This window comes from uncultured Roseibium sp. (assembly GCF_947499295.1).
Classification (GTDB): domain Bacteria; phylum Pseudomonadota; class Alphaproteobacteria; order Rhizobiales; family Stappiaceae; genus Roseibium.
Genome location: NZ_CANMNP010000016.1, coordinates 34,377 through 56,110, shown reverse-complemented (window position 1 = coordinate 56,110; position 21,734 = coordinate 34,377). Strand labels below are relative to the sequence as shown.

Below are 21,734 nucleotides of genomic sequence, written 5' to 3'. Positions count from 1 at the left end.
TAAGATAGTATGCGCCCAGCAAAGATATAAGGGGTGCAGATCGCCTATCCGCGGTGGACCGCGGAACCATTTTCTAGGAATTACCTAAGTATTGGAAAAGAGAAGATCGGGAAGGCCAGCCATTTCCTCAAAGAGAACAGCACCGGCCGAGTGCAGTGCCTTTTTGTCAGACGCAGGATCTTCCGCAAACGCAAAAACGGTCATTCCTGCAGCGACAGCAGCCCGGACGCCGGGCAGGCTGTCTTCAATGACGACGCAGGTTTCAGGCGGGTGCCCCATTGTTTTCGCAGCGAGCAAAAAGACATCCGGTGAAGGTTTGCCCCGTTCGCAGTCCTGTGCGGAGAAAAGACGGTCTTTGACGCGAGGCAGTAAGCCGGAACTGCCAAGCGTTGCGTGCATCTTTTCATACTTTCCCGAAGACCCGACGCAGTAAGGGACCCCGCGTCTGTCCAGCTCATCCAGAACGCCTTCGATGCCTTCGATGGCTGGAACACCGGACTTGAAGCTTTCAAGGTCACGCATACGAACCTGATCTGGCCAGTCGTCAGGCAGCTTGTGCCCGATCAGATCTTCGACCATCTCCTTCACGTTCTCCAGCGTACGACCCATGAAGCGGCGCTGACATTCCGCGCCGCTGATTTCAAATCCAAGTGCGGAGACCAGATCTGCCATGTTCTGATTGGTCATGCGTTCGGTGTCGACCAGAACACCATCGCAATCGAAAATTACGAGACTGGGGGTCATGCGCTTGTCATTCCCGGTTCTTAGCTGCGGCCCGTTGAACCGAAGCCGCCGGTTCCACGATTTGTTTCAGACAGAACATCAACTTCCGTAATCGCGGCCTGCAACACCGGTGCGATAACCATCTGCGCGATCCGGTCGGCGCGGGAAATTTGAAAGGGCTCCTGGCCAAAGTTGATCAGAATGACCTTCACTTCGCCGCGATAATCCGCGTCGATGGTACCCGGCGTATTGAGGACCGTAACTCCATGTTTTGCAGCAAGGCCCGAGCGTGGTCGGACCTGCGCCTCGAAACCTGCCGGCAGCGCCATGGAAAGTCCTGTCGGCACGAGCATACGTTCACCCGGTGCCAGGGTGACAGGGTCATCAACCGCCGCCAAAAGGTCGAGGCCGGCGGCAAGTTCTGATTGATAGGAGGGGAGGGGCAGGTCCAACCCATGGTCCAGGCGCTTGAGTTCCAACGTAACGGGCATCATTAGGTTCCGGATGTTGATTTGTGCCGAGGGACGACATTCGCAAAGCGCTGTCAAGATTGGCAATGGTGAAAAGCTCATTAACCAGAAAAATCAAAGATATACTTGCGGTCGCAGAAATCTCCTGAAACACTCTGGCGTGTCGGAATGTTGTCTGGGGTGAGCGGTCGTTTCCCTTTTGCCCCTGGTTGGGAGATTCACAACATGAAACGTTTGATTTTTGCATTGACGGCCACGCTATTGATGGCGAACGCTCCTGCTGCCGCCCAAACCGTCGGCTTTGCGGAAGCTATTAAAATACTATCTGCAAGCTGCGGAGCGGACATCGATAAATACTGCAAGAGTGCCACGCTCGCGGATAACGGCATCGGTCAATGCCTTGCTCAAAACGAGGCAAAAGTCTCACAAAAATGCAATGCCGACCGCGCAGTGGTCGCATCCCTCATTCAGGAACGTCTTGCTGCACAGGCCGCAGCTCCCAAGATCTGCACCAATGACGCCCGCCGTCTGTGCAAGGGTGTCAAGGAAGGCGCAGGTCATGTCTTGCGCTGCCTTTTGAAGGCACAGCGTTCTGTCGGCGAAAAATGCAACACGGCAATTGATCTTGCTGGCTACCGCTAAGACCGGATTGGGAGACTAAAATGAAAAAGCTTCTTTTGGCAGGTCTTTCGGCTGCCGTTATGACGACAGCGGTCGTGGGTTCATCGGCGCAGACACAACTGAACCGGAACGAGATCATCAATTCACTTCAGGGTGCTCAGCAAAAAGTGGATGTCAGCGCAGATGCGTTGCAAAAGGCAGCATTTGAAAACATCCAGAAGTATCCAGGCGCCAACTCGCCGCAAGGCGTGCCTCTTTGGGACAAGTTGGCTTCCTTGCGGCAGTTCAACATCGAAATCACTTTCGACTTTGATTCTGCGCGCATTAAACCTGAGTCCTATGAGACAGTCGGTTTGATCGCGGACGCATTGCACACGCCATATCTGCAAGGCCAGACCTTCTTTATCGTCGGGCACACCGATGCCAAGGGCGATCGCGAGTATAATCTTGAACTCTCCATCAGGCGTGCAAAGGCAGTACGGGAAGCGCTTGTCACCACTTTCCAGGTTCCCAGCCAGTATCTGTTCGCCGTGGGTATGGGCGAAGAGCAGCTTCGCGAGCCATCCAAGCCGGATGCGGCGATCAACCGCCGTGTTCAGCTGATTAATGTCGGCTACAGATAACAATCATTGCATTGCAAAATTGCCGCTTCCGGTCATCCGGAGGCGGTTTTTAATTGTTCACGATCCGGGAACAGGCCTTCTCCGATCAGGGCATTAATGAAGATGCCTACTACGCCTATGTTCATCTTGAACAAACTGAACGGATGAGCGGAGCGTGTGAGATGCAGGAGATCAAGACGCCGTCAGTGTTTTTCGCACATGGCGCACCGACCCTTGCTCTGGAAGATACGGCGGCCAGCCGATTTTTGAAGTCATTCGCGGATGACATGCCCACTCCGGAAGCCATTATCATCCTGTCGGCTCACTGGGAAACGCAAGGCTTGAAGCTTTCTGCTCCGGGCCGCCTGCGAACTTACCGTGATTTTCAAGGCTTCCCGAAACCGCTTTACGGCATCGACTATCCCGCATTTGCAGATGAGGATCAGGTAGACGAAGTTGCTCGTCTGCTTGAAAATCAAGGTCACGACGTCGTCCTCGACAGCGAATGGGGTCTCGACCATGTAGCTTGGGTGCCGCTGTCCCTTGCCTATCCCAAAGCGGATATTCCCGTCATCGCGCTGTCTTTGCCCTTCGGAAGCACACCAGCCTCGCTCTTTCAGCTTGGCAGAGGCCTCGCTCCGTTAAAGACAAAAGGGTATCTGATAGTCGGTTCCGGCAGCACGACCCACAATCTGCGCCACATCGCGCCTCAGGGATCTCCGGCACCCGATTGGGTGTCCGGCTTCGACAGATGGCTGGACCAGGGACTGGAAACAGGCTCCATCGAATATTTTGAAGATCTGGAAGCCGCGCCTGACTTCCGCAGGAACCATCCCACCGAGGAACACCTTCTACCGCTCTTCTTTGCCTTTGGGGCCGGTGAGCCCAATGCTAGGCCCAAATTGTTGCATCGGAGTTATGAATATGGGTCGATCAGCATGAGCTATATGAACTTCGACGCATAACAGAAGCGCAAGTTCAGAACGAGCTCAGGAGATCAAGGCGGCGCCGGCGCGTGCGATGATCCTGGCTGCAACGTCCGACTTGCTCATTTGCGGCCAGTCCTCCACTCCGTCCTTGCTGACAAGCCGGATCGTGTTGGCATCACCGCCCATGATGCCGGTTTCGGGACTGACGTCATTGGCAACGATCCAGTCGGCATTCTTGCGCTCCAGTTTGGCTCGCGCATTGGCAACAAGGTCCTGCGTTTCGGCGGCAAAGCCGATCAACAGCCTGGGCCGCATGTCAGAATGGTGCCCGATGGTTTTAAGGATGTCGGGGTTCTCGGCAAGATCCAGCCTGGGAGGCCTGCCGCTCCCATCTTTCTTGATCTTCTGCTTGCCTTCGGATGTCACGCGCCAATCAGCGACGGCGGCCGCCATGATCGCAATGTCGGCGGGAAGGCTGGCCTTGACGGCCTCCAGCATCTCCGCAGCGCTCTCAACATGGTGTGTTTCAATGTTGTCCGGATCGGGCAATGTCACAGGTCCGGACACAAGCGTGACGCGTGCACCTGCTGCAAAGGCGGCCTTCGCCAGAGCGTGACCTTGCTTGCCGGATGAACGGTTGGCGATATAGCGTACGGGGTCGATCGGTTCATGGGTCGGCCCGGAAGTGATCAAAACATGCTTGCCGGCAAGTGGCAGGTTCCCGGCCTTGGCGTCCATGTCCCGCAGCAGAACCTCTGCGGCCGCAACGATCTCAAGCGGTTCGCTCATTCGCCCGACGCCGGCCTCTCCTCTTTCAGCCATCTCGCCCGACGCAGGACCGCAAAAGGTCAAGCCACGCTGTTTCAGCGTCTTGAAATTTCGCTGGGTTGCAGCGTTCTGCCACATCTTGGGGTTCATTGCCGGAGCGATCAGAACGGGTGCATCTGTTGCCAAAAGAACTGCAGTTGCCAGGTCGTCGGCAATACCATGCGCCATTTTTGCCATGAGATCGGCAGTGGCTGGCGCAATCAGGATCATGTCGTGATCGCGGGCAAGCCGGATGTGACCAACGTCGTGTTCGTCTTCCCGGTCAAAAAGGCTGGTGAACACCTTTTCGGCTGACAGAGCTCCGACGGAGAGAGGTGTGATGAATTCCTGTGCGCCTCTTGTCATGACCGGAACGACACGCGCCCCGCGTTCTTTAAGGCGCCGGATTAGATCGAGTGACTTGTAGGCGGCTATACCACCGCTGATAATCAATACGATTTGTTTGCCGCTCAGCATCTTGACTTTCTACCCCCGACGAATGCGCGGCGTGTTCTGAACGTGTGCAGCACGCTAGAAGCCGGACCTGAAGTCCCTTGGCGCTGGCGATATCACCTGTACACCCGCACCGGTGAGCTGGAAGACGGCAAGTCCACGCTGATTGAGGCCATTGGACTGAAAGCGGAACAGCCCGTCAATACCGATGAATCCGTCGCGGTTGGTCAGAATATTCTGCTGAAAACGCTGCTGGCCTGCCGCACGCACGAGACCTGCGCACAGCGTCACACCATCATATGCAAGGCTGGCGTTGCGTGGCGGTCCGGAGCCGTAGGTCTTCTGGTATTGCTGCGCGAAAGTGGTGAAGTTCTGATCTTCAGGGCCGGCGAACCATGCGCCGGCGAGAGCTGGATTGCTTTTGATCTGGCCAACGTCCCATTGTCCGGTTCCCAGCAGTTTGATCCTGCCGAAATCAGCGCCTTGCCCAACGAGTGTCTGAACGACAGTGCTTGGTGCAGACCCTCCAGCGGGCACGAACAACGCATCGATATTGTTGAGGACCGATGTCAAGGCCGACGTCTTGGCGACCAGATCGGAGGTATCCGAGCCGTTTTGCTTGTATCGTTGGATTGTGGCGATCCGTCCCGAACCTCGGCCGACTTCCTGGCGGAATGCTGCTTCGACCACGGCACCGTAGGGGCTCTCCGGAATGAGGGCTGCATAAGAGCTTTTTCGCTGGCTGTTGGCGTATCCGATGATGCGCTTGACGTTGCCTTCAGGCAAGAAGCTCAGCAGATAGATGCCTCGTGAAGCAACGGACGTGTCGGTTGAAAACGCGATCACTGGAACGCCACTGGATCTAGCTGCCTGCGCGGCCCCTGAAACCGCGGCAGAAAACACGGGGCCGAGGATGAGTTCTGCACCTTCGGAAATGGCAGCCTGGGCAGCAGCGCGTCCTCCCGTGGCCGTTCCGCCCGTGTCTTTGACCAGCAGCTGCAGATCGGCACTTGGAAAATTCTGAAGGGCCAGAGCGGCAGCATTTTTAAAGACTGTGCCGACAGATGCGTCGGTGCTGGTACTTGCCAGCGGCAACAAAAGACCAATGCGGACTGAGCCGGACCCGATCACCTCGCCTGAGATCTGTGGCTGTGCTTCAGGTTGTATCTGATTGCCTGGATAAGATCCGAGGTTCGAGCCCACGCACCCGCCAAGCAGCATCGTGCCGGTACCGGCCAGTGCCGTTTTCAAGAATAACCGTCTGCGCTGTTGCGCGTCGTCGCCCCGCATTCCGCTTGCCATATCTGTCAATCCACCCTTTGGGAAAGACTTACGTATTCGTTTCGAACCTGTCCAGTTTTGATGGCGTTTCAACAGCATATCCATCTGATCAACGGTGGATTTGCCTTGCATCGGGTGCGATCAGGCGATAGCGCAAGGATATGAATCATTCCAGCGGCAGGACCCTTCCCCGTGCTGTCGGAAGGAAAGGACCTGCCATGGCGACAGATTTACCTGCTCCGTCCGGGGACAAAAACCGCTACAGCCTCTCCGAACACTTCTTTTCCGCCCCCAATCTGGAACCGGCGCTTTATATCGTTTCAACGCCGATCGGGAATTTGGGTGACATTACCGTCCGAGCACTGGAAACCCTGGCCGCGAGCAGCGTCATCGCTTGTGAAGACACGCGTGTTACGTCCACGCTTACTCAGAAATTCGGTTTGAAAACACCGTTGATGCCCTATCACGAGCACAACGCTGACAAACAGCGTCCCAAGATCATGGGAACATTGGAAAGCGGGAAGGCGGTGGCGCTTGTTTCCGACGCCGGAACGCCACTTGTTTCAGACCCTGGATACAGATTGGTTCGTGACGTTGTCGCTGCCGGACACAAGGTCATTCCTATCCCTGGAGCTTCCGCGCCGCTCAGTGGGCTGGTAGCCTCTGGCCTGCCAAGCGACACGGTGCTTTTTGCCGGGTTTTTACCGCAAAAGGGCGGGCCAAAATCCAGGAGACTGGAAGAACTGGCGAAGATCCCGGCGACGTTGATCTTTTTTGAGTCTCCACACCGGACCGGTGCCACATTGCAATCGATGGCAGCCTCTTTGGGACAGGGACGTGACGCTGTGGTCGCGCGCGAATTGACCAAACGCTTCGAAACATTTGAGCGCGGAACACTTGGTGAGCTTGCCGAAAGGTTTGAGGATACGGTCTTCAAGGGAGAGATTGTTATCCTTGTCGGCCCACCGGAAGCGGCACCAGAAGAAGACGCTGACGATCTGGACGCACTCTTGAGCGAAGCACTCGTTGAAATGCCGGTAAGCGCTGCTGCAAAGAAAATTGCCAAGGCGACCGGTCTTGAGCGCAGCGATGTTTACAAGCGCGCACTTGAACTAAAGGATACCGGCAACTGATGGCTTCCCCCAGCCAAAAGCGCCAAAAGAGCGAAACGGCAAAGCGGCAAAGGGCGCACAAGCGCGGATTGGCAGCCGAGACCTGGGCTGCCTGGTATTTGCGCCTGACGGGATGGCGAATCCTGAAACGTCGTTACAAGACAAAGGCAGGCGAGATCGATCTGATTGCCAAGAAACGCAAGACGGTTGCCTTCATTGAGGTCAAAGCGCGCAAGACCCGCGATGCGGCGCTGGAAGCCGTGACCCCGGCCAGCCAGAGGCGTATTGCCAAGGCAGCAAGGATTTTTGTCTCGAAACATCCCAAGGCAGGATTTTTTACACTCCGCTTCGATGTTGTCGTTGTTCGTCCGTGGGCCTTGCCGGAGCGGATTGAAAACGCGTTTGAAGCTCGGGATTGACCGACGCCCTGGCGACGCTGACCGAACGCTGTCCATCCGGTTCCGATAACCTTCATCTCGGTGGAGCGTCGTCGCAAACGAGACCCCCTCTGGACAAAGCCTTAAACCGAACGCATATCTGGACCACCCGATCTAAAATCCCTTCGCGCTGAAGCGCGCCCGCCGGAAGTTATCTCATGGCTCTGAAAGTTGCGGTCCAGATGGACCATATCTCGACCATCAATATTGCAGGGGACAGTGCTTTTGCACTGATGCTTGAGGCTCAGTCCAGGGGTCATGAGCTTTACCACTATACGCCTGAACGGCTGGCATTGCGGGGTGATGAGGTTTTCTGCGCGCTGGAACATGTCGAGGTTCGCGATCAGAAGGGAAATCACTTCACACTTGGAGAACGGCGGCGCGTCGACATGCGCGACATGGACGTTGTGCTGATGCGTCAGGACCCGCCATTTGATCTGTCTTATATTGCGGCAACGCACATTCTTGAAAAAATCCATCCTTCTACGCTGGTCGTCAATGATCCCAGGGAAGTGCGCAACGCACCTGAAAAACTGTTTGTCACCGAATTTGCGGACCTTATGCCACCGACGCTGATCACCAAGGACCGGGCGGAAATAGACCTGTTCCGCCAGGAGTATGGTGACATCGTCATGAAGCCGCTGTTTGGCCATGGGGGCGCAGCAGTATTCCGCATCACCAACGACGACCTCAACTACGGCTCCCTCTATGATTTTTTCGATGCGACATTTAGGGAGCCCTGGGTGATCCAGCAATTCCTGCCGAATGTAAAACACGGCGACAAGCGTATCCTGCTGGTCAATGGTGAATTCGCAGGAGCTGTCAATCGCGTTCCGGCGGAGGGTGATCTCAGATCCAACATGGTTCGTGGCGGTGCACCGACCGACAGTGACTTGACGGATCGCGAGCGCGAAATCTGCGCGCGTCTCGGCCCGTCCCTGCGCGAGAAAGGTCTCATTCTGGTCGGTATCGATGTTATTGACGGCTTGCTGACAGAGATCAACGTCACGGCGCCCACGGGCATCAGGGCAATCCGCAATCTTGGCGGTCCTGATGTCGCGGCCAAGGTCTGGGACGTGCTCGAAGCAAAGGTCAAATCATAGGAAAACTGCACGAGCAAAAAAAACCTCTACGCAATGCGCAGAGGTATTAGAAGTTTGTGCTTAGACAATGCAACAGAGGGCCTACTCGGCAGCCTCTGACAGTAAAACCCGTCTGAACCGGGCTTGTTCCCGAACTTTTTCGAAAAATGTCTTGAGATTGTCTCCCAAGGCTGAAGTTGTCTGAAAAAGCGTATATTTTTCAGCAGGTTATGATGTAAAATTTTTTTGCAAAAAAATCGGCAAAAAAACTGATAACCGTAAACTCGCCCCCGAGATATACCGAAAGTTGCTGTTTCAGGAAGGACTTGGTGGAGCTTTCTAAAGAAGGCCTGCATCGAAAAAGGCCGCTCTCTCGTCAGGAGAAAGCGACTTTCCAAAGCGACCGGCAAGTGGGATTACTCGGCGGCTTCGGTCTTAATCACGCCTCGGCGGATCTGATCTTCTTCGATGGACTCAAAGAGCGCGCGAAAATTACCTTCGCCGAAACCCTCGTCGCCCTTTCTCTGGATAAATTCGAAGAATATCGGACCGATTACGGTCTTTGAAAAAATCTGCAGCAGGATCTTGGTGGTCCCGCCATCGATCACCCCTTCGCCATCGATCAGAATGCCATGTTTCTTCATACGGTCGATCGGCTCTTCATGACCCTGAACGCGCTCGGAAGATCGTTCGTAATAGGTGTCGGGAGGGCCGGGCATGAATTTCAGCTCGTTTGCGGCAAGCTTGTCCGTGCTGTCGTAAATGTCGTCGGTTCCTACAGCGATGTGCTGGATGCCTTCGCCATTATATTTTTTCAGGTATTCCTCGATCTGACTGGTATCGTCCTTGGATTCGTTCAAAGGAATTCGGATCTTGCCGCAAGGGCTCGTGATCGCGCGGCTGACGAGACCCGTGATGCGGCCATCGATGTCGAAGAAATGGATCTGCTTGAAGTTGAAGAGATCACGATAGAAATCCCACCATTTGTCCATGTTGCCGCGATAGACATTGTGAGTGAGATGGTCGAGATAATAAAATCCGACACCGCCCGCTCTCGGATTTTCTTCGCCGAGCCAATCGAATTCAGCGGTATAGGCTGAGCCTGCTCCACCATATCTGTCGACAAAATAGAGGAGCGATCCGCCGATGCCGACGATTGCTGGTGCTGCCAGGACCTTGCCGTCGCCTTCATAGGGTGTCGCGCCTTTTGCAACGGCATGCTCAAAAGCCTTTTGCGCATCGACAACACGCCAGGCCATGGACGGAGCGCAAGGACCGTGCGTTTCGACAAATGACATGCCGTGACTGCCTGGCTCCGCGTTCAAGACATAGGTCACATCGCCCTGACGGTAGAGCGTGATGTTCTTGCTCTTGTGTTTTGCAACAGGGACATACCCCATCTTGCGGAACAAGGCGTCGAGCTTTTCCGGCTCTGGATGGGCAAATTCAACAAACTCGAAACCATCGGTGCCGGCAGGATTCTGGTCATTTATTTGAGCAGGTGGTGCATCATGCGGAAACGGTCCCATAAAAGAGCCTCCTCTGGAGCTTTAGTCATTAAGAGCAGGATGGAGGCAAAGATGCGCATCGTGTGTGCAAAGCACGTGATTTCGCGTAAGATGGTGCATGGTTCATGCAGAAATTTAAGGAAAGACGCATGACAGTTGCGTTGGATGGATATGATGTGAAGTTGTTGGCTGCATTGCAGGAAAATGCTGCGCTCACCAATTCCGAGTTGGGTGACGTGATCAATCTGTCTGCAAGTCAGGTTTCCCGCAGGAGAGCCAAGCTGGAAGAAGCGGGTATCATCCGTCGATACAAGGCCGCGCTCGACGCCGAGGCGCTGGGCTTGATGGTCACTGCATTTGTCGGAGTCACGCTGGGCGCTCACAGCAGGGAGAATGCCCGCCGGTTCCGCAATATGGTCAAGGCAATGCCGGAAGTGCAGGAAGCTCATACACTGACAGGTGACCAGGATTATATGCTCAAGATCGTCGTTCCGGATCTGAAAGCACTTAGCCATGTCATCAATGACGAGCTTTTGCCCCAGGAAGCTGTCCATCACGTCAGATCATCGATCGCCATGGAAACACTGAAAGACGACAATCTGTTGCCGCTTGGACGGTCTTAGGGGCTTCACAGCCCCAGGAGTTTGAAGAGATCCGACCAGAAATCCTGGCGCAGGCCAGGGAGGTCTTCGCCCGGTCGTCCTGCTCCGTCGGCAAGGCAAATATCCGAATACCCCTTTTCTGCGGACAAAAGACAGGCATCGGGCTGACAGGCACTCGCTTCAAGGACATAGAGATGTCGGCCAGCAGAAGCCTTTTGTATGAGCTGCAAACGGTCGCCGTTAGGCTCGGATACAAAGACGAAGGTCGGGAACTCAGCGCCGCGCGGTGAGCCGCGGTCCTGCACAGCGTGAATGGTTCTGTTTTCTGGACCTTGCGCGCACCCTTCGATGCGATGCGCAAAAAGCTTGTCAGTCGAGCTGATGTCTTCCTGCGCCATCATCTTGGCATAGGAGGCTTTGAGCGTTGCATCGGTGACGGACAAATAGGCATCGTAAGCACCGTCTGCAGACAGCGCGGTCGTTGTGCCACCGCTTACTGCTATCAGGGCAGAAATCACCATGACCGCAGTCCGTCGGATTGAATTATTTGGAAGCAACGAACGTCTTTCATGTCCCAATCGGATGTGAATTGGCCGGTATAAATGTGTCGCAGACTGTAGCCTAATCTTGCGCCTCCGGAAGAAAGTCCCATTTGATAGGGCAAATGTGTTTTTGCCCCGGCAGGGGCCGTTCAAAGGAGCCAATTGATGTTTGACGCAAAATCCTTGCTGGATCAGTTTCTGGGAAGCCAGGGTGGCGGTCAACCGGGGAACCAATATGGCGGCCGCGGCGGTGCTGCTGCTCAACGTGGCGGTTCAGGTGACCTCCTGTCCCAGGGCAAGGATTTTCTGTCGTCCCAAGGTGGCGGACTTGCACTTGGCGGTTTAGCCGGTCTGATGCTGGGTTCAAAAACTGGCCGGAAAATGGGCAAGAAAGCTGTGACTTATGGGGGGCTCGCCCTGGTTGCAGGCCTCGCCTACAAGGCCTATCAGGGCCATAAGGCCAATCAGCAGAATGCGCCACGTCCTCAATATCCCCAGGACGAACCCATTCCACTGGAGGCGCCGCGCGGCACCGCCTTTGATCCGGCGCAGCAGCCAGGAGGCGAAAACCAGTTCGCAGTCGCCCTTTTGACGGCCATGATCTCGGCGGCGAAAGCCGACGGACATATCGACCGGGAAGAGCAAGACAGAATTTTTGCGAAAATCGATGAAGCCGGTCTGGACAGCGAAGCGAAAGCCTTCCTCATGGATGAACTTCGCTCGCCGCTCGACCTCGACAAGGTGGTAGCAAGTGCTTCCTGTCCGGAATCTGCAGCGGAAATCTATGCAGCCTCCCGCATTGCGATTGACCCCGACCACCCGGCCGAAAAGGCCTATTTGCAAATGCTGGCAGCGCGGCTCGGTCTTGAAGCCGGCCTGGTCGACGAGATCGAACTCGCCGTGCGGGAAGCGGAACTCGCCAACTAGGCAAGCATAGCGAAAAGGGAACCGCTCTTTTGCTGGCATTTTGTATCAGTGGCCTGGCGATATTCGTCAGGCCTTTTTCATTTCAGGCAATGTGAGTTCGCCGAAACAGCTTATTCAGGGGCTGGTCCGACATATTGCGAGGCCGGCCGGATCAGTTTGCCGTATCTCTGTTGCTCAAGCACGTGGGCACACCATCCGGGTGTTCTTCCAACGGCAAAGAGAGGGGTGAACAAAGATCGATCGATGCCGACAGCGTCAAGCAAGACAGCTGTATAGAATTCGACATTGGTATCCAGTGGCCGGTCCGGCTTGGCTTTTTTGAGCGCCGCAAGGGCGGCTTCTTCGATGTCTTCCGCCAGTCCTACTTTCGGGTTTTCTTCTCCAAGAATTCGCAATCCGTCTTTCAGAACATCGGCGCGCGGATCCCGGGTTCGGTAGATTCTGTGACCAAACCCCATGAGGCGCTCCTTGCGTGCAAGGGCTGCGTCAATCCACCCGGCAGCGGCGTCCGGCGTGCCGATGGCGTCGATCATGTCAAGGACCGGGCCTGGCGCTCCACCATGAAGGGGGCCGCTTAGGGCTCCCATTGCGCCAAGCACGGCCTGTTTCAAACCCGCATCAGTTGAGCCGATCACCCTGGCGGTGAAGGTCGACGCGTTCAATCCGTGGTCCAAAATAGTCACTAGGTAGCGGTCCAGCGCGTCTATGAAGTATCTTGAAGGCGCCTCGCCTGTCAGCATGTGCAGGAGATCGGTGGCAGATCCGACCGAAAGGTCTGGTGCGATCGGTTTTGCACCTTTGGAGATCCTGTACGCTGCAGCGAGAAAGACAGGCAGCGCACCGCTGATCGCAATCGGCTCGGGGATATCGTCAGTCAGCGGCAGGGCTGCCAGGCCGAGCTGCATGTATTCGTAGACAGACAACGTTGCAGAAGCTTTCTCCAGTATTGGAACGACAGCAAATGCAGCGCGGCGCGCCCGTGCAAAATCAGTTTGAAGTGAAAAAGCTCCTGATACGTTGAGGTCTTGCCAGAGGTGTTGAACAGCAGCCTCGAATGGCATCTTGCCGGCAAGGTCCTCAATGCGGCGTCCGCGAAGAACAAGCACGCCCTTTTCACCATCAATATCACTCAGATGCGTTGTCGCGGCGACAACCCCTTCAAGACCCGCAATCGGGTCCGGCGTCATCCGGGCGGGATTTGGGGCTTCCGTCATGGGCATCTCCTTTTTGGTTCGCGCTCATGTAGAAAGAGTGTCTTGCATTGATCAATATTGATAAATACAATCAATATATGTCTAAACCTGTCTATCTATCCGCCCGTGAGGCGGCCACTGAACTGGGCGTTCAACCGGCCACGCTCTACGCTTATGTCAGCCGCGGATTGATTTCCTCAGTTGCCGGACCGGGCAAACAACGCCGCTATGACGCAGGTGACGTCAGAAGGCTCAAGGGGCGCAAGTCGGTTGAGGAAACCGCAGGATCCAGACCCTTGACAGGCGACCCGGTGCTTGAAACAGAGCTGACGCTTATCTCGGAGGATGGGCCGGTCTATCGCGGGCATCTTGCGCGTGATCTTGCACGAAACTCGACACTGGAGACCGTCGCCACATTGTTGTGGAACTCCGAAGAGGATCCTTTTGCGGAAGAGGCTCCGGCAGACCTCCCGGACCTTCCCGATGGACTGGGACCTTTGGACCGATTGATGATGGCGCTGGCTTCCTGGCCCCTGCAGGACAAGGCAGCCTTCACCCAGGCTCCGAAGCTTCTGAAGATCAAGGGTGCCGCCCTGCTTCGCTTCGGTGTTGCCGCATTGCTGGATACCAAACCAAGTGCCCAACCCATTCATACGCAAATTGCCGAGTGTTTCGGAGCGTCGTCGAATGCAAAGAACGCAATTCGCTCGGCATTGGTGCTCAGTGCTGATCACGAATTGAACACAAGCGCTTTTGCCGCGCGGTGTGCAGCATCAACGAGAGCACCGCTGCACGCGGCATTGCTATCGGGTCTTGGTGCTTTCACGGGACCTCGTCACGGCGCCGCCTCCGATCGCACGAGTGCATGGCTGTCAGAGATAGGGCCGGAAAGCGATATTGAAAGCGCGCTCTCTGATCGGCTCAGCCGTGGGGAGCAATTGCCCGGTTTCGGTCATTCCATCTACGGCGACAAGGACCCGCGTGCAGACTGCCTGCTGGATTTGCTGTGTCAGAGTGAACCTGGACACCCGTTTGTGGACCGTTTGCCCGGCCTGATAGCGTCGGCTCGGGACCTTTACGGCCTTGCGCCGAATGTCGATTTCTCTCTCGCTGCAATCCAGAAGACCTATGACCTGCCGAGAGAAGCCGGCAAGATCATGTTCTGTGCCGCCCGCATTACCGGTTGGATTGCCCACGCGCTGGAACAATATGCGTCCCATGAGCAAATCCGTCCCCGGGCAGCTTATGTCGGTGTGAGGCCTGAATAACGGTGTCTGAAATGTAACTTCTGCTTCCGACTTGAATCCCGAGGGCTCAGCCCTTAGCTTGCAGGGAGCGCCATCGTCGGCGTGCAACGGAGTCTTTATGTCAGAGCTTGCGTGAGCAGGCTCTCTGGAGTTCAGAGAGCCTCAAATACATGAAACGGTGCCCTTTTGGGCGCTCGATGACGTGTGTTTAAATCACGAGACCTCAAATGACACGAAACTATTCGGACTTCTTTCCCTCCGGCCCAAAAACCGGTGGGTCCGATCAGCCCATTTCATCGCTTCAGAAACTTGGCTGGCAATCTCAATTCGCTCAGCAACTTAGTGCTGATGACCTGACCAGGACACCACCTGTCCGGGTCGTCGAAGTACACCGCAACGGTTTGCATGTTCTCGGAGACCGAACGGATCAAACGATCCCGCCGCGACCTGACGTGACAGTTGGGGACTGGCTGCTTCTTGATCATATTCACTTGGCTTCAAGTCGACTTCTGGAGCGCAAGAGCCTGCTGAAGCGCCGTGCGCCTGGAACGGATCGCCAAATCCAGCTGATCGCCGCCAACATCGACACGGCATTCATTGTGTCGTCCTGCAATCAGGACTTCAATATTGCGCGGCTCGAACGCTACATAGCACTTTGCTTTGAAGCTGAAATTGAGCCCGTCGTTGTATTGACCAAATCCGACCTTGTTGCGGATCCTGCCGACTTTGTCCGGCAAGCCGAACGCGTCTCCGCTCTGGTCCCTGTCGTGACCCTGGATGCACGCGGCGATGAGCCGATTGCAAAGCTGGCCGACTGGTGCAAGGCCGGCCGGACGGTCGCGTTTCTGGGATCGTCGGGTGTCGGCAAATCGACGTTGACCAACGCCTTGTCCGGGTCCGATGCGATCGAGACACGAGCCATCCGCGAAGATGATGCAAAGGGGCGCCACACGACGACCCGCCGGCAATTGCATCTGGTTCCAGGCGGTTGCCTTGTTCTGGATACGCCTGGCATGCGCGAGCTGCAGCTTGCAGATGTTGCTGCCGGCATTGATGAACTCTTCTCGGATCTGAACGAACTGGCTGCATCCTGCCGCTTTCGGGATTGTCTTCATCAGACGGAGCCCGGTTGCGCTGTCCAGACGGCCATTTTGCAAGGACAACTCGACGCTTCCAGGCTTCAACGGTGGCGGAAGCTAAAGTCTGAAGAGGCCTTCAATTCGTCCAGCCTGGCCGAGCGCAGATCGAAAGACAAAACATTCGGCAAAATGGTTCGACGGATCATGAAGGATAAGGGCACTCGAAACTGGGGCGACACCTAGCTACCGGCTGTTGCTCGGCAACCACTAAGGCCCGGCACTCTTTGCGGTTTCGCACAAGAGCGCCGGGTCTTATTGGTTTAAGCGCTGGTATTCGCGTCATCGCGCAGTTCAGATAGGTTCTCAGACAATCGAACCATTCCGGGAGCGCGGCATGACGGAAATCCTCAGCCACATTACCAACATCATGCTTCCGGTCATGCTGTGTGTGTTGCTTGGCTATACACTCGCCATCGTCAAAGCACCGTTTGACACAAAGCTGTTCGGCAGCTTGGTGTCAAATGTCGGCTATCCCGCTCTTGTCCTGTCACATCTTGCAAAGGAGCACGTGGAGGTCGGAACCTTTTTAACGGTTGTGATCGCCGCTGTCGGGATGATCCTGATATTTGGCTGCGCCGGGTTTGTGCTTTTGAAGCTCCTGAAAATCCCGATCAAGGCATATTTGGCGCCGATGATGCTCACCAATGTGGGCAATATTGGTTTGCCGGTCTCGACACTTGCATTTGGAGCGGAAGGTGCCGCGGTTGCAATCGGGTTCATCGTCGTGGTTTTGACTGCAATTTTCACGATTGGCGTTGCACTGCCCATGGGGCGGCCCAACTTTGCGGCGTTGGCGCGTCAACCGGTCATCTATGCGGTGATCATTGCTTTGGCGATGATGGCCAGTGGGACCAGGTTTCCTCAGCCCCTGGATCAAAGCCTCGATATTCTGGCAGGACTTGCCATCCCTATCATGCTCTTAACGCTCGGTTTCAGCCTGGCAACACTCAAGTTGGGCAATTTGTCCCGAGCGGTTCTTTTGTCGGTACTGCATGTCGGAATAGCAGCTATCGCGGCCTTCGTGTTGACGCGTGTACTGACGCTCGATTCCAAGGTCGAGAATGTCATTGTCCTGCTTTGTTTCATGCCGCCATCAGTCGCAACCTATCTGGCCGTCTCACAATATCAGAGTGAGGAAGCTTCCGGTGTTGCCGGCTTCATTTTTGTTTCCACGCTCTTGACGCTGGTCACCCTGCCGCTTGTACTCACCTACGGCACAAAACTCTGAACGGCCGCATCAAAGCCGGTAGATCATGTGCACGATGTGCTTGTCGCCGCGCTGTTCCTCGTGTGTTTCAACGAAACCGGCACGCAGGTACCAATCCCTGTTCTCCACCATGAGGATATTCGTATAGAGGCGGATTTCCGGCACGGAGGCTTCCTTGGCACGTTTCAGCGCCCAGTCCAGCATCTTTCTGCCGTAGCCGCTGCCCTGGCAGTCAGGATCAACGGCCACGCTTTCAAGCAGAAGATGGTCGGGATGCCAGATAAGCACCAGGCTCGCAACAATGGCGTCATCGTCCCGGAGAACCCAAACCTCGTGCTCCCGGATCATCGCACTGTAGTCAGCAGACATCGGCACGGGAATGGCGTTCATGACGGGCACATAGTGCTCAAACGCTTTACGCGCCAAGTTGCTGATCTCCGGGCCGTCGCCTGAAGCCGCACGCGTTGGTGCGCCTGCAGACGAGTGTTTCAGAGATACCGTCAAGGACGGGCTTTCATGAAGGATTCAAAGTCAACCGTACTGTCGGCGACGCCGTCCGCGCGATCAAAACTGCCGAATGAACCTCCGTCTTTCATGTCTTCGGCGGCGGCGATGAAGGCACCATAGGCAATGCGTGCAAGACCTGCGCCGATTGAAACGCGGGTAACACCGAGATCGCCAAGTTCCTTGCGCGTCAAATGAAAGTTCTTCCGCCCGGCGAGAATGTTGAGCGGCGCATCAACCTTGGACAGAACATGCACGATCTGGTCCTTGTCCTTCAGCTGGGGTGCATAAACACAATCAGCCCCGGCTTCGACGAAGGCGTTTAACCTCTTGATCGTTTCTTCCAGTTCGTAGTCCGTCTTGACCGGACCTTCGCTGCGCGCGGTCAGAACAAAGTCTGGAGCGATCGCATTTTTCGCATCAACTGCCGCCTTGATGCGCTCCACCGCGAGTTCGAGAGAATAATAGGGGTTTTGTGGATCAGTCGTGTAGTCCTCTATCGAGCAGCCTGCGAGGCCGACCTCCATGGCTCCTTTCACAGTCTCCACGACCGCTTCGGGGGCATCGCCGAAGCCGTTTTCAAGATCGCCGTTCACCGGAACACCACAGGCTCCGATTATGTCCGCAGCATGTGCCAGCGCAGCGTCCCTGCTGATCAGTCCTTCGGCATCGCGCACACCCTGTGTCCAGGCATAGCCGGCACTCGAGGTGGCCATCGCATCAAAACGCAGGCCGTCGAGGATCCGGGCAGAGCCGATATCAAAAGGGTTTGGCATGAGGAAGGCTCGCCCTTTTTCATGCAGCGCCTTAAAGGCGGCGCGGCGGCTGGCTGCAGTTGGCATGACGCAATACTCCCTATGATAGCAGCAGATTACACTAGTAACCTGTGGTTTCAAATGACGTTCTGTTTCTTTATGCGGGTGAGGCGCGCTCCGTGTAAGATCCAGTTTAGCCTGAAAATGGGCGCCAATTGGAGTGTCGGCCAAGGATTTGAATGTGCCAAACCGTTGCTAGGGTCCTTGATTACTGCTGCCTGGAGGCTGTTTTCGAATATCTCCACAAGCAGTGCGCTGGACAAAAACACAAAAAATCGTCCTGAAAAACCTCACCAAGAGCTCGTCAGGACGATAGAAATTCGAAACTCGATCGCTGGTGCCTACGCTTGTGCGCGGGTCACTTTGGCTGCGAAGCAACCGCGTCCTGCATAGTGCAGGTGAAGATAGTCGACATCGGGGTTTTCAAAAAAGGAAGCTATCAGGGTTTCGACTTCCGCTCCCTTCACAACGTCTGCATCGACTATCTCATGCTGCCTGTTGAAGGCACGAACAGACAGAAATCGGGAAACGATGGATTGGGGAATGACATCGGTTTCCGGCTCGGCTTCACGGGCACCCTCTTTGACGAAGATTGCGTGACGCGACCTATAGGGAGTATCGCCGGGCTGGTGTTCGAAATTGAGCAGGAAAACCCGTTCTCCTGCTGCAACATCGGTGAGCGATACGCGGCATGGAAAGGCGCCATCGGAAATGAGCACCTGGACATTCTTTTCGGCCAATTGGGCATCTGAGAGGCCAAAAAGGTGTGAGAACTCGTTTGCTGGAAGCGGATGTATCTGAAACATGGTGGGCTCCTCGGTTGTTTGAAACAACATTAGGAGCAGGCTTTTCCAGAAACGACCCGATTTGCGAGCAGTCCGTCAGATGCTGAGACCGACATTGGCGTGCACCTCTTTCTGGCGATGCCAGCCAACCAACAGAACCATCCCGATGATCATGAGATACGGCAGAAAAAAACGTGTCTCAAAATGTGGAAACACGAGGTACTTGGCGCAGATCGATGCAAATACAGCATAAAGCAGAACGCATTCCCGATCACGAAGTCCAGACGGCGTGATGCACTTGGCGAAAAACAGCACCTCGGCAAAAAGCAGCGCAAGCCAAGTTTGGCTCATCAACGACCTGACTGTCGAACGCACCAGCATCTGCACATATGTGACGGGAGAAAATGGTGGGTCGAACCCTTCAAGCGTTGGAACATATTCCACGTGGGTGAACCACATATGGACCCACCAGCCAGGGTGATCGGATGCCCGCGTCAGCCAGTAGTAAATACTGAAGCAGACAACGAAACAGCTCGTCATGGTCCATCGTCCATGACCATAGATGGCTGCAAAGACGAAAAACACGCCAATGAATGCCAGATGATCGGGTCGGATCAAAAAGGCTGCGACAAGGCACGCGCCAGAGGCAATATCTAGCCGTTCCAGATAGAGGAACGCGGCGGCGAGCAAAAAGACCGTGGCATAGAGATCTGGCGAGATCAGCTGGGCCGCGCCGCCGAAATCGGAAACAATCAACAAGGCAACAACAACCGGCCCATACATCAGCGTACCGGTCCGGGCGAGCCAAATCATCAGGACAGCTCCAACCGCAACGGCAGAAAGGAGCGAAACAAGGCGCAGCGCCTTCACAGGATCCATGAAACCGCTTAGCAATTTTGCCGTTTCAACATAAAGGATCTTCAGGCGATAGAAGCTGAGCATCGTCCCGAAAGCGTCCGGATCTTCAGCCTGACGGATCCGATAAGGCCTGTCCTGTGTCAGCGTGAGGTATTCACCCTCCGCAAGGTTATCCTTCACGAACCCGTATGTTTGCCTATGCAGGTCGTCTTTGTCTTCCGCCGAGGGTTCGAGAACGACCGCGGTATAGGCGAACATATCCCAGTTGGAGAGAGGAAAGACATGCACCACTGCGGCTGTCATCAGGATGAAAAGACCGAGCAACCCGGCCCCAATCCAGGATTTGAGCGGACGGTACAGTGCGCAAATTGTCCTGAAAACGAATAAGAATGCGTTTTCCAGATTGCGTTGAACCTGATTGGACACTTGCAAAAACCCCGGAGCCGATGAAGCTTCATTTTATTGGCAGAGGCGTAAGAATTGCGTAAACGAGGGTCAGCTTGACCGTCTGGACATGCCAACTGAGGCTGGCGCGGTCTCGTGAAAGCCGAATTGCTGATAAAGCTTGTTGGCAGGTACGTCGGCGATCAGGCTGACATAGGTTGTTGGCGGAAGTTCGCTTTCAATGAATTCGGTCAGGGCTGCCATGATACGCTTTCCAAGCCCGCGGCCCTGGTACCCGGGCAGCACGACAATATCGGTCACTTGAACGAAACAGCCGCCGTCGCCGATCAGGCGGCCCATGCCAATTGGTGTTCCCTCGTCCAGCAATAGAACGGAGAAAAGACTGTTCCTCAGTCCGATTTCGGCGGCCTTCCGGTCATACCCGCTCAGTCCGCCGTTCGCGCGCAACTCTAAATAAGTATCGACATCAGGAACCTGCGAAACCAGTTCGATTGTCATATGTCATTCCCTTCGCATTCGGCAGAAGGTACCGAATGACCTGTTCTTTCACCACACTCGGTTGAGAGCGTATTGGTTGATGCTCTCATCTTTTCAGGCTGAAGCAAGCAAAAGCAATCGCGTGAACAACCACGCATCGCCTGAATTAGAAACGCTCCAGCCTATTGATGCGTTTTGGGATGGTGCATAAATGCTGGTGAATTGTGAAATCGAAAAAGTGGTGACTGCTTGCTGCACATCCTAAAAGCACTCGTACTGACAATCTTGCTGGTTGTTCCTGCTCGGGCCGATCAGCCACTCACCGTTTTTGCGGCAGCCAGCATGCGCGAAGCGATGGAAGAAATCGGTACCACCTTCGCTGAAGAAAGCGGAACGGATGTTCTCTTCTCCTTTGCAGGAACCGGAACACTTGCACGCCAGATAGAAGCGGGAGCACCTGCCGATGTGTTCGTATCTGCAGATGCTGAATGGATGGACTACGTCCTTGAACGGCAGGCCGTCCTGACGGGTTCCGTCCGTGAAATCGCATCCAATCGGCTTGTGCTGTTGGCACCGGCGGGCAGCGCGCGATTGCAACCTGGCGCTTCCGATCTGCCGGAGCGGCTGGAGGATGAGCGTCTGGCAATTGCCGATCCGGAAACTGTCCCGGCAGGCCGATATGGAAAGGCAGCTCTTCAAGCGCTCGGGCTCTGGGATACTGTCTCATCACAACTGGCGCCAATGGATAATGTGCGTGTCGTGCTTGCCGCGGTGGCGCGCGGTGACGTTCCCTTTGGCCTTGTTTACCGGACAGATGCAGTAGTCGCGTCCGATGCGCTGGTTGTTTACGAGTTCCCTGACGACGGTCATCCGAGGATCCGGTATCTGGCTGCGCAAACAGCAAATGGGTCACATGTGGACGCAGACCGTTTTCTTCAATTCCTTAAAGGGCCTGTCGCTCAAGAGATCTTGCACTCGTCGGGGTTTCTAACCGATAAGGAAGGCTAG

The 21,734-nt window shown here is 55.4% G+C and carries 24 protein-coding genes; 12 read left to right on the top strand and 12 right to left on the bottom strand.

The window, feature by feature from the left end; genetic code table 11:
• Positions 1-84: 84 nt before the first annotated feature.
• Together Q0835_RS21915 and dut are read right to left on the bottom strand one after the other, a co-directional pair.
• Positions 85-744: an HAD family hydrolase gene (locus Q0835_RS21915; protein ID WP_298964288.1), complete on the bottom strand. Its 660-nt coding sequence runs from the start codon at positions 742-744 to the stop codon at positions 85-87.
• 20 nt (positions 745-764) lie between these two features.
• A complete protein-coding gene (gene dut, locus Q0835_RS21910) occupies positions 765-1,214 on the bottom strand; it encodes a dUTP diphosphatase (RefSeq protein ID WP_298812283.1) in 450 nt (149 codons plus the stop codon).
• 204 nt (positions 1,215-1,418) lie between these two features.
• Here dut and Q0835_RS21905 point away from each other — a divergent pair, with 204 nt between their 5' ends.
• The 3 genes from Q0835_RS21905 to Q0835_RS21895 are packed head-to-tail and all read left to right on the top strand — an operon-like array spanning position 1,419 to position 3,381.
• The gene (locus Q0835_RS21905; protein ID WP_298812282.1) at positions 1,419-1,835 is read left to right on the top strand and encodes a hypothetical protein; all 417 of its coding nucleotides are present in this window, start codon (positions 1,419-1,421) and stop codon (positions 1,833-1,835) included.
• A 20-nt stretch (positions 1,836-1,855) separates the two neighbouring features.
• Entirely contained in the window at positions 1,856-2,437 is a 582-nt protein-coding gene (locus Q0835_RS21900) for an OmpA family protein (RefSeq protein WP_298812280.1), read from the top strand.
• 53 nt (positions 2,438-2,490) lie between these two features.
• On the top strand, positions 2,491-3,381 hold the full coding sequence (locus tag Q0835_RS21895) for a class III extradiol ring-cleavage dioxygenase (protein WP_298964286.1): 891 nt from the start codon (positions 2,491-2,493) through the stop codon (positions 3,379-3,381).
• 24 nt (positions 3,382-3,405) lie between these two features.
• Here Q0835_RS21895 and coaBC read toward each other — a convergent pair whose 3' ends face one another.
• Both coaBC and Q0835_RS21885 read right to left on the bottom strand, forming a co-directional pair.
• Positions 3,406-4,629 carry a bifunctional phosphopantothenoylcysteine decarboxylase/phosphopantothenate--cysteine ligase CoaBC gene (coaBC, locus tag Q0835_RS21890; RefSeq protein WP_298964284.1) on the bottom strand — a complete coding sequence of 408 codons (1,224 nt, stop codon included), beginning with the start codon at positions 4,627-4,629 and terminating at the stop codon, positions 3,406-3,408.
• Between the two features lie 54 nt (positions 4,630-4,683).
• Complete coding sequence (locus Q0835_RS21885) at positions 4,684-6,018, bottom strand: penicillin-binding protein activator (protein ID WP_298964282.1); 1,335 nt, start codon at positions 6,016-6,018, stop codon at positions 4,684-4,686.
• A gap of 86 nt (positions 6,019-6,104) precedes the next feature.
• On the opposite strand from Q0835_RS21885, the gene rsmI reads away from it, so the two are divergent.
• From rsmI to gshB, 3 genes are all read left to right on the top strand, one after another.
• The gene (rsmI, locus tag Q0835_RS21880; RefSeq protein ID WP_298964280.1) at positions 6,105-7,019 is read left to right on the top strand and encodes a 16S rRNA (cytidine(1402)-2'-O)-methyltransferase; all 915 of its coding nucleotides are present in this window, start codon (positions 6,105-6,107) and stop codon (positions 7,017-7,019) included.
• On the top strand, positions 7,019-7,417 hold the full coding sequence (locus tag Q0835_RS21875; protein ID WP_298964277.1) for a YraN family protein: 399 nt from the start codon (positions 7,019-7,021) through the stop codon (positions 7,415-7,417). Before rsmI ends, Q0835_RS21875 begins: the two co-directional genes overlap by 1 nt.
• A gap of 176 nt (positions 7,418-7,593) precedes the next feature.
• A complete protein-coding gene (gene gshB, locus Q0835_RS21870) occupies positions 7,594-8,538 on the top strand; it encodes a glutathione synthase (RefSeq protein WP_298812266.1) in 945 nt (314 codons plus the stop codon).
• Positions 8,539-8,933: 395 nt separating this feature from the next.
• Here gshB and hppD read toward each other — a convergent pair whose 3' ends face one another.
• On the bottom strand, positions 8,934-10,046 hold the full coding sequence (hppD, locus tag Q0835_RS21865; RefSeq protein ID WP_298964274.1) for a 4-hydroxyphenylpyruvate dioxygenase: 1,113 nt from the start codon (positions 10,044-10,046) through the stop codon (positions 8,934-8,936).
• A gap of 128 nt (positions 10,047-10,174) precedes the next feature.
• Here hppD and Q0835_RS21860 point away from each other — a divergent pair, with 128 nt between their 5' ends.
• Entirely contained in the window at positions 10,175-10,648 is a 474-nt protein-coding gene (locus Q0835_RS21860; protein WP_298964271.1) for an Lrp/AsnC family transcriptional regulator, read from the top strand.
• Positions 10,649-10,653: 5 nt separating this feature from the next.
• Here Q0835_RS21860 and Q0835_RS21855 read toward each other — a convergent pair whose 3' ends face one another.
• Positions 10,654-11,148, bottom strand: coding sequence for a hypothetical protein (locus tag Q0835_RS21855; RefSeq protein ID WP_298964268.1), 495 nt, complete (start codon positions 11,146-11,148; stop codon positions 10,654-10,656).
• A gap of 186 nt (positions 11,149-11,334) precedes the next feature.
• On the opposite strand from Q0835_RS21855, the gene Q0835_RS21850 reads away from it, so the two are divergent.
• Entirely contained in the window at positions 11,335-12,096 is a 762-nt protein-coding gene (locus tag Q0835_RS21850; RefSeq protein ID WP_298812254.1) for a tellurite resistance TerB family protein, read from the top strand.
• Positions 12,097-12,206: 110 nt separating this feature from the next.
• Here Q0835_RS21850 and Q0835_RS21845 read toward each other — a convergent pair whose 3' ends face one another.
• Complete coding sequence (locus Q0835_RS21845; protein WP_298964265.1) at positions 12,207-13,310, bottom strand: citrate synthase/methylcitrate synthase; 1,104 nt, start codon at positions 13,308-13,310, stop codon at positions 12,207-12,209.
• Between the two features lie 77 nt (positions 13,311-13,387).
• Here Q0835_RS21845 and Q0835_RS21840 point away from each other — a divergent pair, with 77 nt between their 5' ends.
• The 3 genes from Q0835_RS21840 to Q0835_RS21830 all read left to right on the top strand — a co-directional run bounded on the left by Q0835_RS21840 (position 13,388) and on the right by Q0835_RS21830 (position 16,903).
• Entirely contained in the window at positions 13,388-14,557 is a 1,170-nt protein-coding gene (locus Q0835_RS21840) for a citrate/2-methylcitrate synthase (RefSeq protein ID WP_298812249.1), read from the top strand.
• 206 nt (positions 14,558-14,763) lie between these two features.
• Entirely contained in the window at positions 14,764-15,858 is a 1,095-nt protein-coding gene (gene rsgA, locus Q0835_RS21835) for a ribosome small subunit-dependent GTPase A (protein WP_298964262.1), read from the top strand.
• A gap of 151 nt (positions 15,859-16,009) precedes the next feature.
• On the top strand, positions 16,010-16,903 hold the full coding sequence (locus Q0835_RS21830; RefSeq protein ID WP_298964259.1) for an AEC family transporter: 894 nt from the start codon (positions 16,010-16,012) through the stop codon (positions 16,901-16,903).
• A 9-nt stretch (positions 16,904-16,912) separates the two neighbouring features.
• On the opposite strand, the gene Q0835_RS21825 is transcribed toward Q0835_RS21830, so the two are convergent.
• The 5 genes from Q0835_RS21825 to Q0835_RS21805 form a co-directional block, all read right to left on the bottom strand.
• Positions 16,913-17,386, bottom strand: a complete 474-nt coding sequence (locus tag Q0835_RS21825) for a GNAT family N-acetyltransferase (RefSeq protein WP_298964258.1) — start codon at positions 17,384-17,386, stop codon at positions 16,913-16,915.
• Positions 17,383-18,228, bottom strand: coding sequence for an isocitrate lyase/phosphoenolpyruvate mutase family protein (locus tag Q0835_RS21820; RefSeq protein WP_298812236.1), 846 nt, complete (start codon positions 18,226-18,228; stop codon positions 17,383-17,385). The genes Q0835_RS21825 and Q0835_RS21820 overlap by 4 nt, the downstream gene beginning before the upstream one ends.
• Positions 18,229-18,542: 314 nt before the next feature.
• A complete protein-coding gene (locus tag Q0835_RS21815; protein ID WP_298812233.1) occupies positions 18,543-19,007 on the bottom strand; it encodes a DUF1203 domain-containing protein in 465 nt (154 codons plus the stop codon).
• A 75-nt stretch (positions 19,008-19,082) separates the two neighbouring features.
• A complete protein-coding gene (locus tag Q0835_RS21810) occupies positions 19,083-20,270 on the bottom strand; it encodes a hypothetical protein (RefSeq protein ID WP_298964255.1) in 1,188 nt (395 codons plus the stop codon).
• A gap of 69 nt (positions 20,271-20,339) precedes the next feature.
• The gene (locus Q0835_RS21805) at positions 20,340-20,747 is read right to left on the bottom strand and encodes a GNAT family N-acetyltransferase (protein WP_298812227.1); all 408 of its coding nucleotides are present in this window, start codon (positions 20,745-20,747) and stop codon (positions 20,340-20,342) included.
• Between the two features lie 228 nt (positions 20,748-20,975).
• On the opposite strand from Q0835_RS21805, the gene modA reads away from it, so the two are divergent.
• Entirely contained in the window at positions 20,976-21,734 is a 759-nt protein-coding gene (modA, locus tag Q0835_RS21800) for a molybdate ABC transporter substrate-binding protein (protein ID WP_298964252.1), read from the top strand.

Coding starts and splice junctions, on each gene's coding strand:
- gshB (WP_298812266.1), top strand. CDS start 7,594: ATGGCTCTGAAAGTTGCGGTCCAGATGGACCATATCTCGACCATCAAT.
- Q0835_RS21900 (WP_298812280.1), top strand. CDS start 1,856: ATGAAAAAGCTTCTTTTGGCAGGTCTTTCGGCTGCCGTTATGACGACA.
- Q0835_RS21840 (WP_298812249.1), top strand. CDS start 13,388: ATGTCTAAACCTGTCTATCTATCCGCCCGTGAGGCGGCCACTGAACTG.
- Q0835_RS21820 (WP_298812236.1), bottom strand. CDS start 18,228: ATGCCAACTGCAGCCAGCCGCCGCGCCGCCTTTAAGGCGCTGCATGAA.
- Q0835_RS21845 (WP_298964265.1), bottom strand. CDS start 13,310: ATGACGGAAGCCCCAAATCCCGCCCGGATGACGCCGGACCCGATTGCG.
- coaBC (WP_298964284.1), bottom strand. CDS start 4,629: ATGCTGAGCGGCAAACAAATCGTATTGATTATCAGCGGTGGTATAGCC.
- Q0835_RS21850 (WP_298812254.1), top strand. CDS start 11,335: ATGTTTGACGCAAAATCCTTGCTGGATCAGTTTCTGGGAAGCCAGGGT.
- Q0835_RS21905 (WP_298812282.1), top strand. CDS start 1,419: ATGAAACGTTTGATTTTTGCATTGACGGCCACGCTATTGATGGCGAAC.
- Q0835_RS21805 (WP_298812227.1), bottom strand. CDS start 20,747: ATGACAATCGAACTGGTTTCGCAGGTTCCTGATGTCGATACTTATTTA.
- hppD (WP_298964274.1), bottom strand. CDS start 10,046: ATGGGACCGTTTCCGCATGATGCACCACCTGCTCAAATAAATGACCAG.
- Q0835_RS21860 (WP_298964271.1), top strand. CDS start 10,175: ATGACAGTTGCGTTGGATGGATATGATGTGAAGTTGTTGGCTGCATTG.
- rsgA (WP_298964262.1), top strand. CDS start 14,764: ATGACACGAAACTATTCGGACTTCTTTCCCTCCGGCCCAAAAACCGGT.
- Q0835_RS21875 (WP_298964277.1), top strand. CDS start 7,019: ATGGCTTCCCCCAGCCAAAAGCGCCAAAAGAGCGAAACGGCAAAGCGG.
- Q0835_RS21815 (WP_298812233.1), bottom strand. CDS start 19,007: ATGTTTCAGATACATCCGCTTCCAGCAAACGAGTTCTCACACCTTTTT.
- Q0835_RS21915 (WP_298964288.1), bottom strand. CDS start 744: ATGACCCCCAGTCTCGTAATTTTCGATTGCGATGGTGTTCTGGTCGAC.
- rsmI (WP_298964280.1), top strand. CDS start 6,105: ATGGCGACAGATTTACCTGCTCCGTCCGGGGACAAAAACCGCTACAGC.
- Q0835_RS21830 (WP_298964259.1), top strand. CDS start 16,010: ATGACGGAAATCCTCAGCCACATTACCAACATCATGCTTCCGGTCATG.
- Q0835_RS21855 (WP_298964268.1), bottom strand. CDS start 11,148: ATGGTGATTTCTGCCCTGATAGCAGTAAGCGGTGGCACAACGACCGCG.
- dut (WP_298812283.1), bottom strand. CDS start 1,214: ATGCCCGTTACGTTGGAACTCAAGCGCCTGGACCATGGGTTGGACCTG.
- Q0835_RS21885 (WP_298964282.1), bottom strand. CDS start 6,018: ATGCAAGGCAAATCCACCGTTGATCAGATGGATATGCTGTTGAAACGC.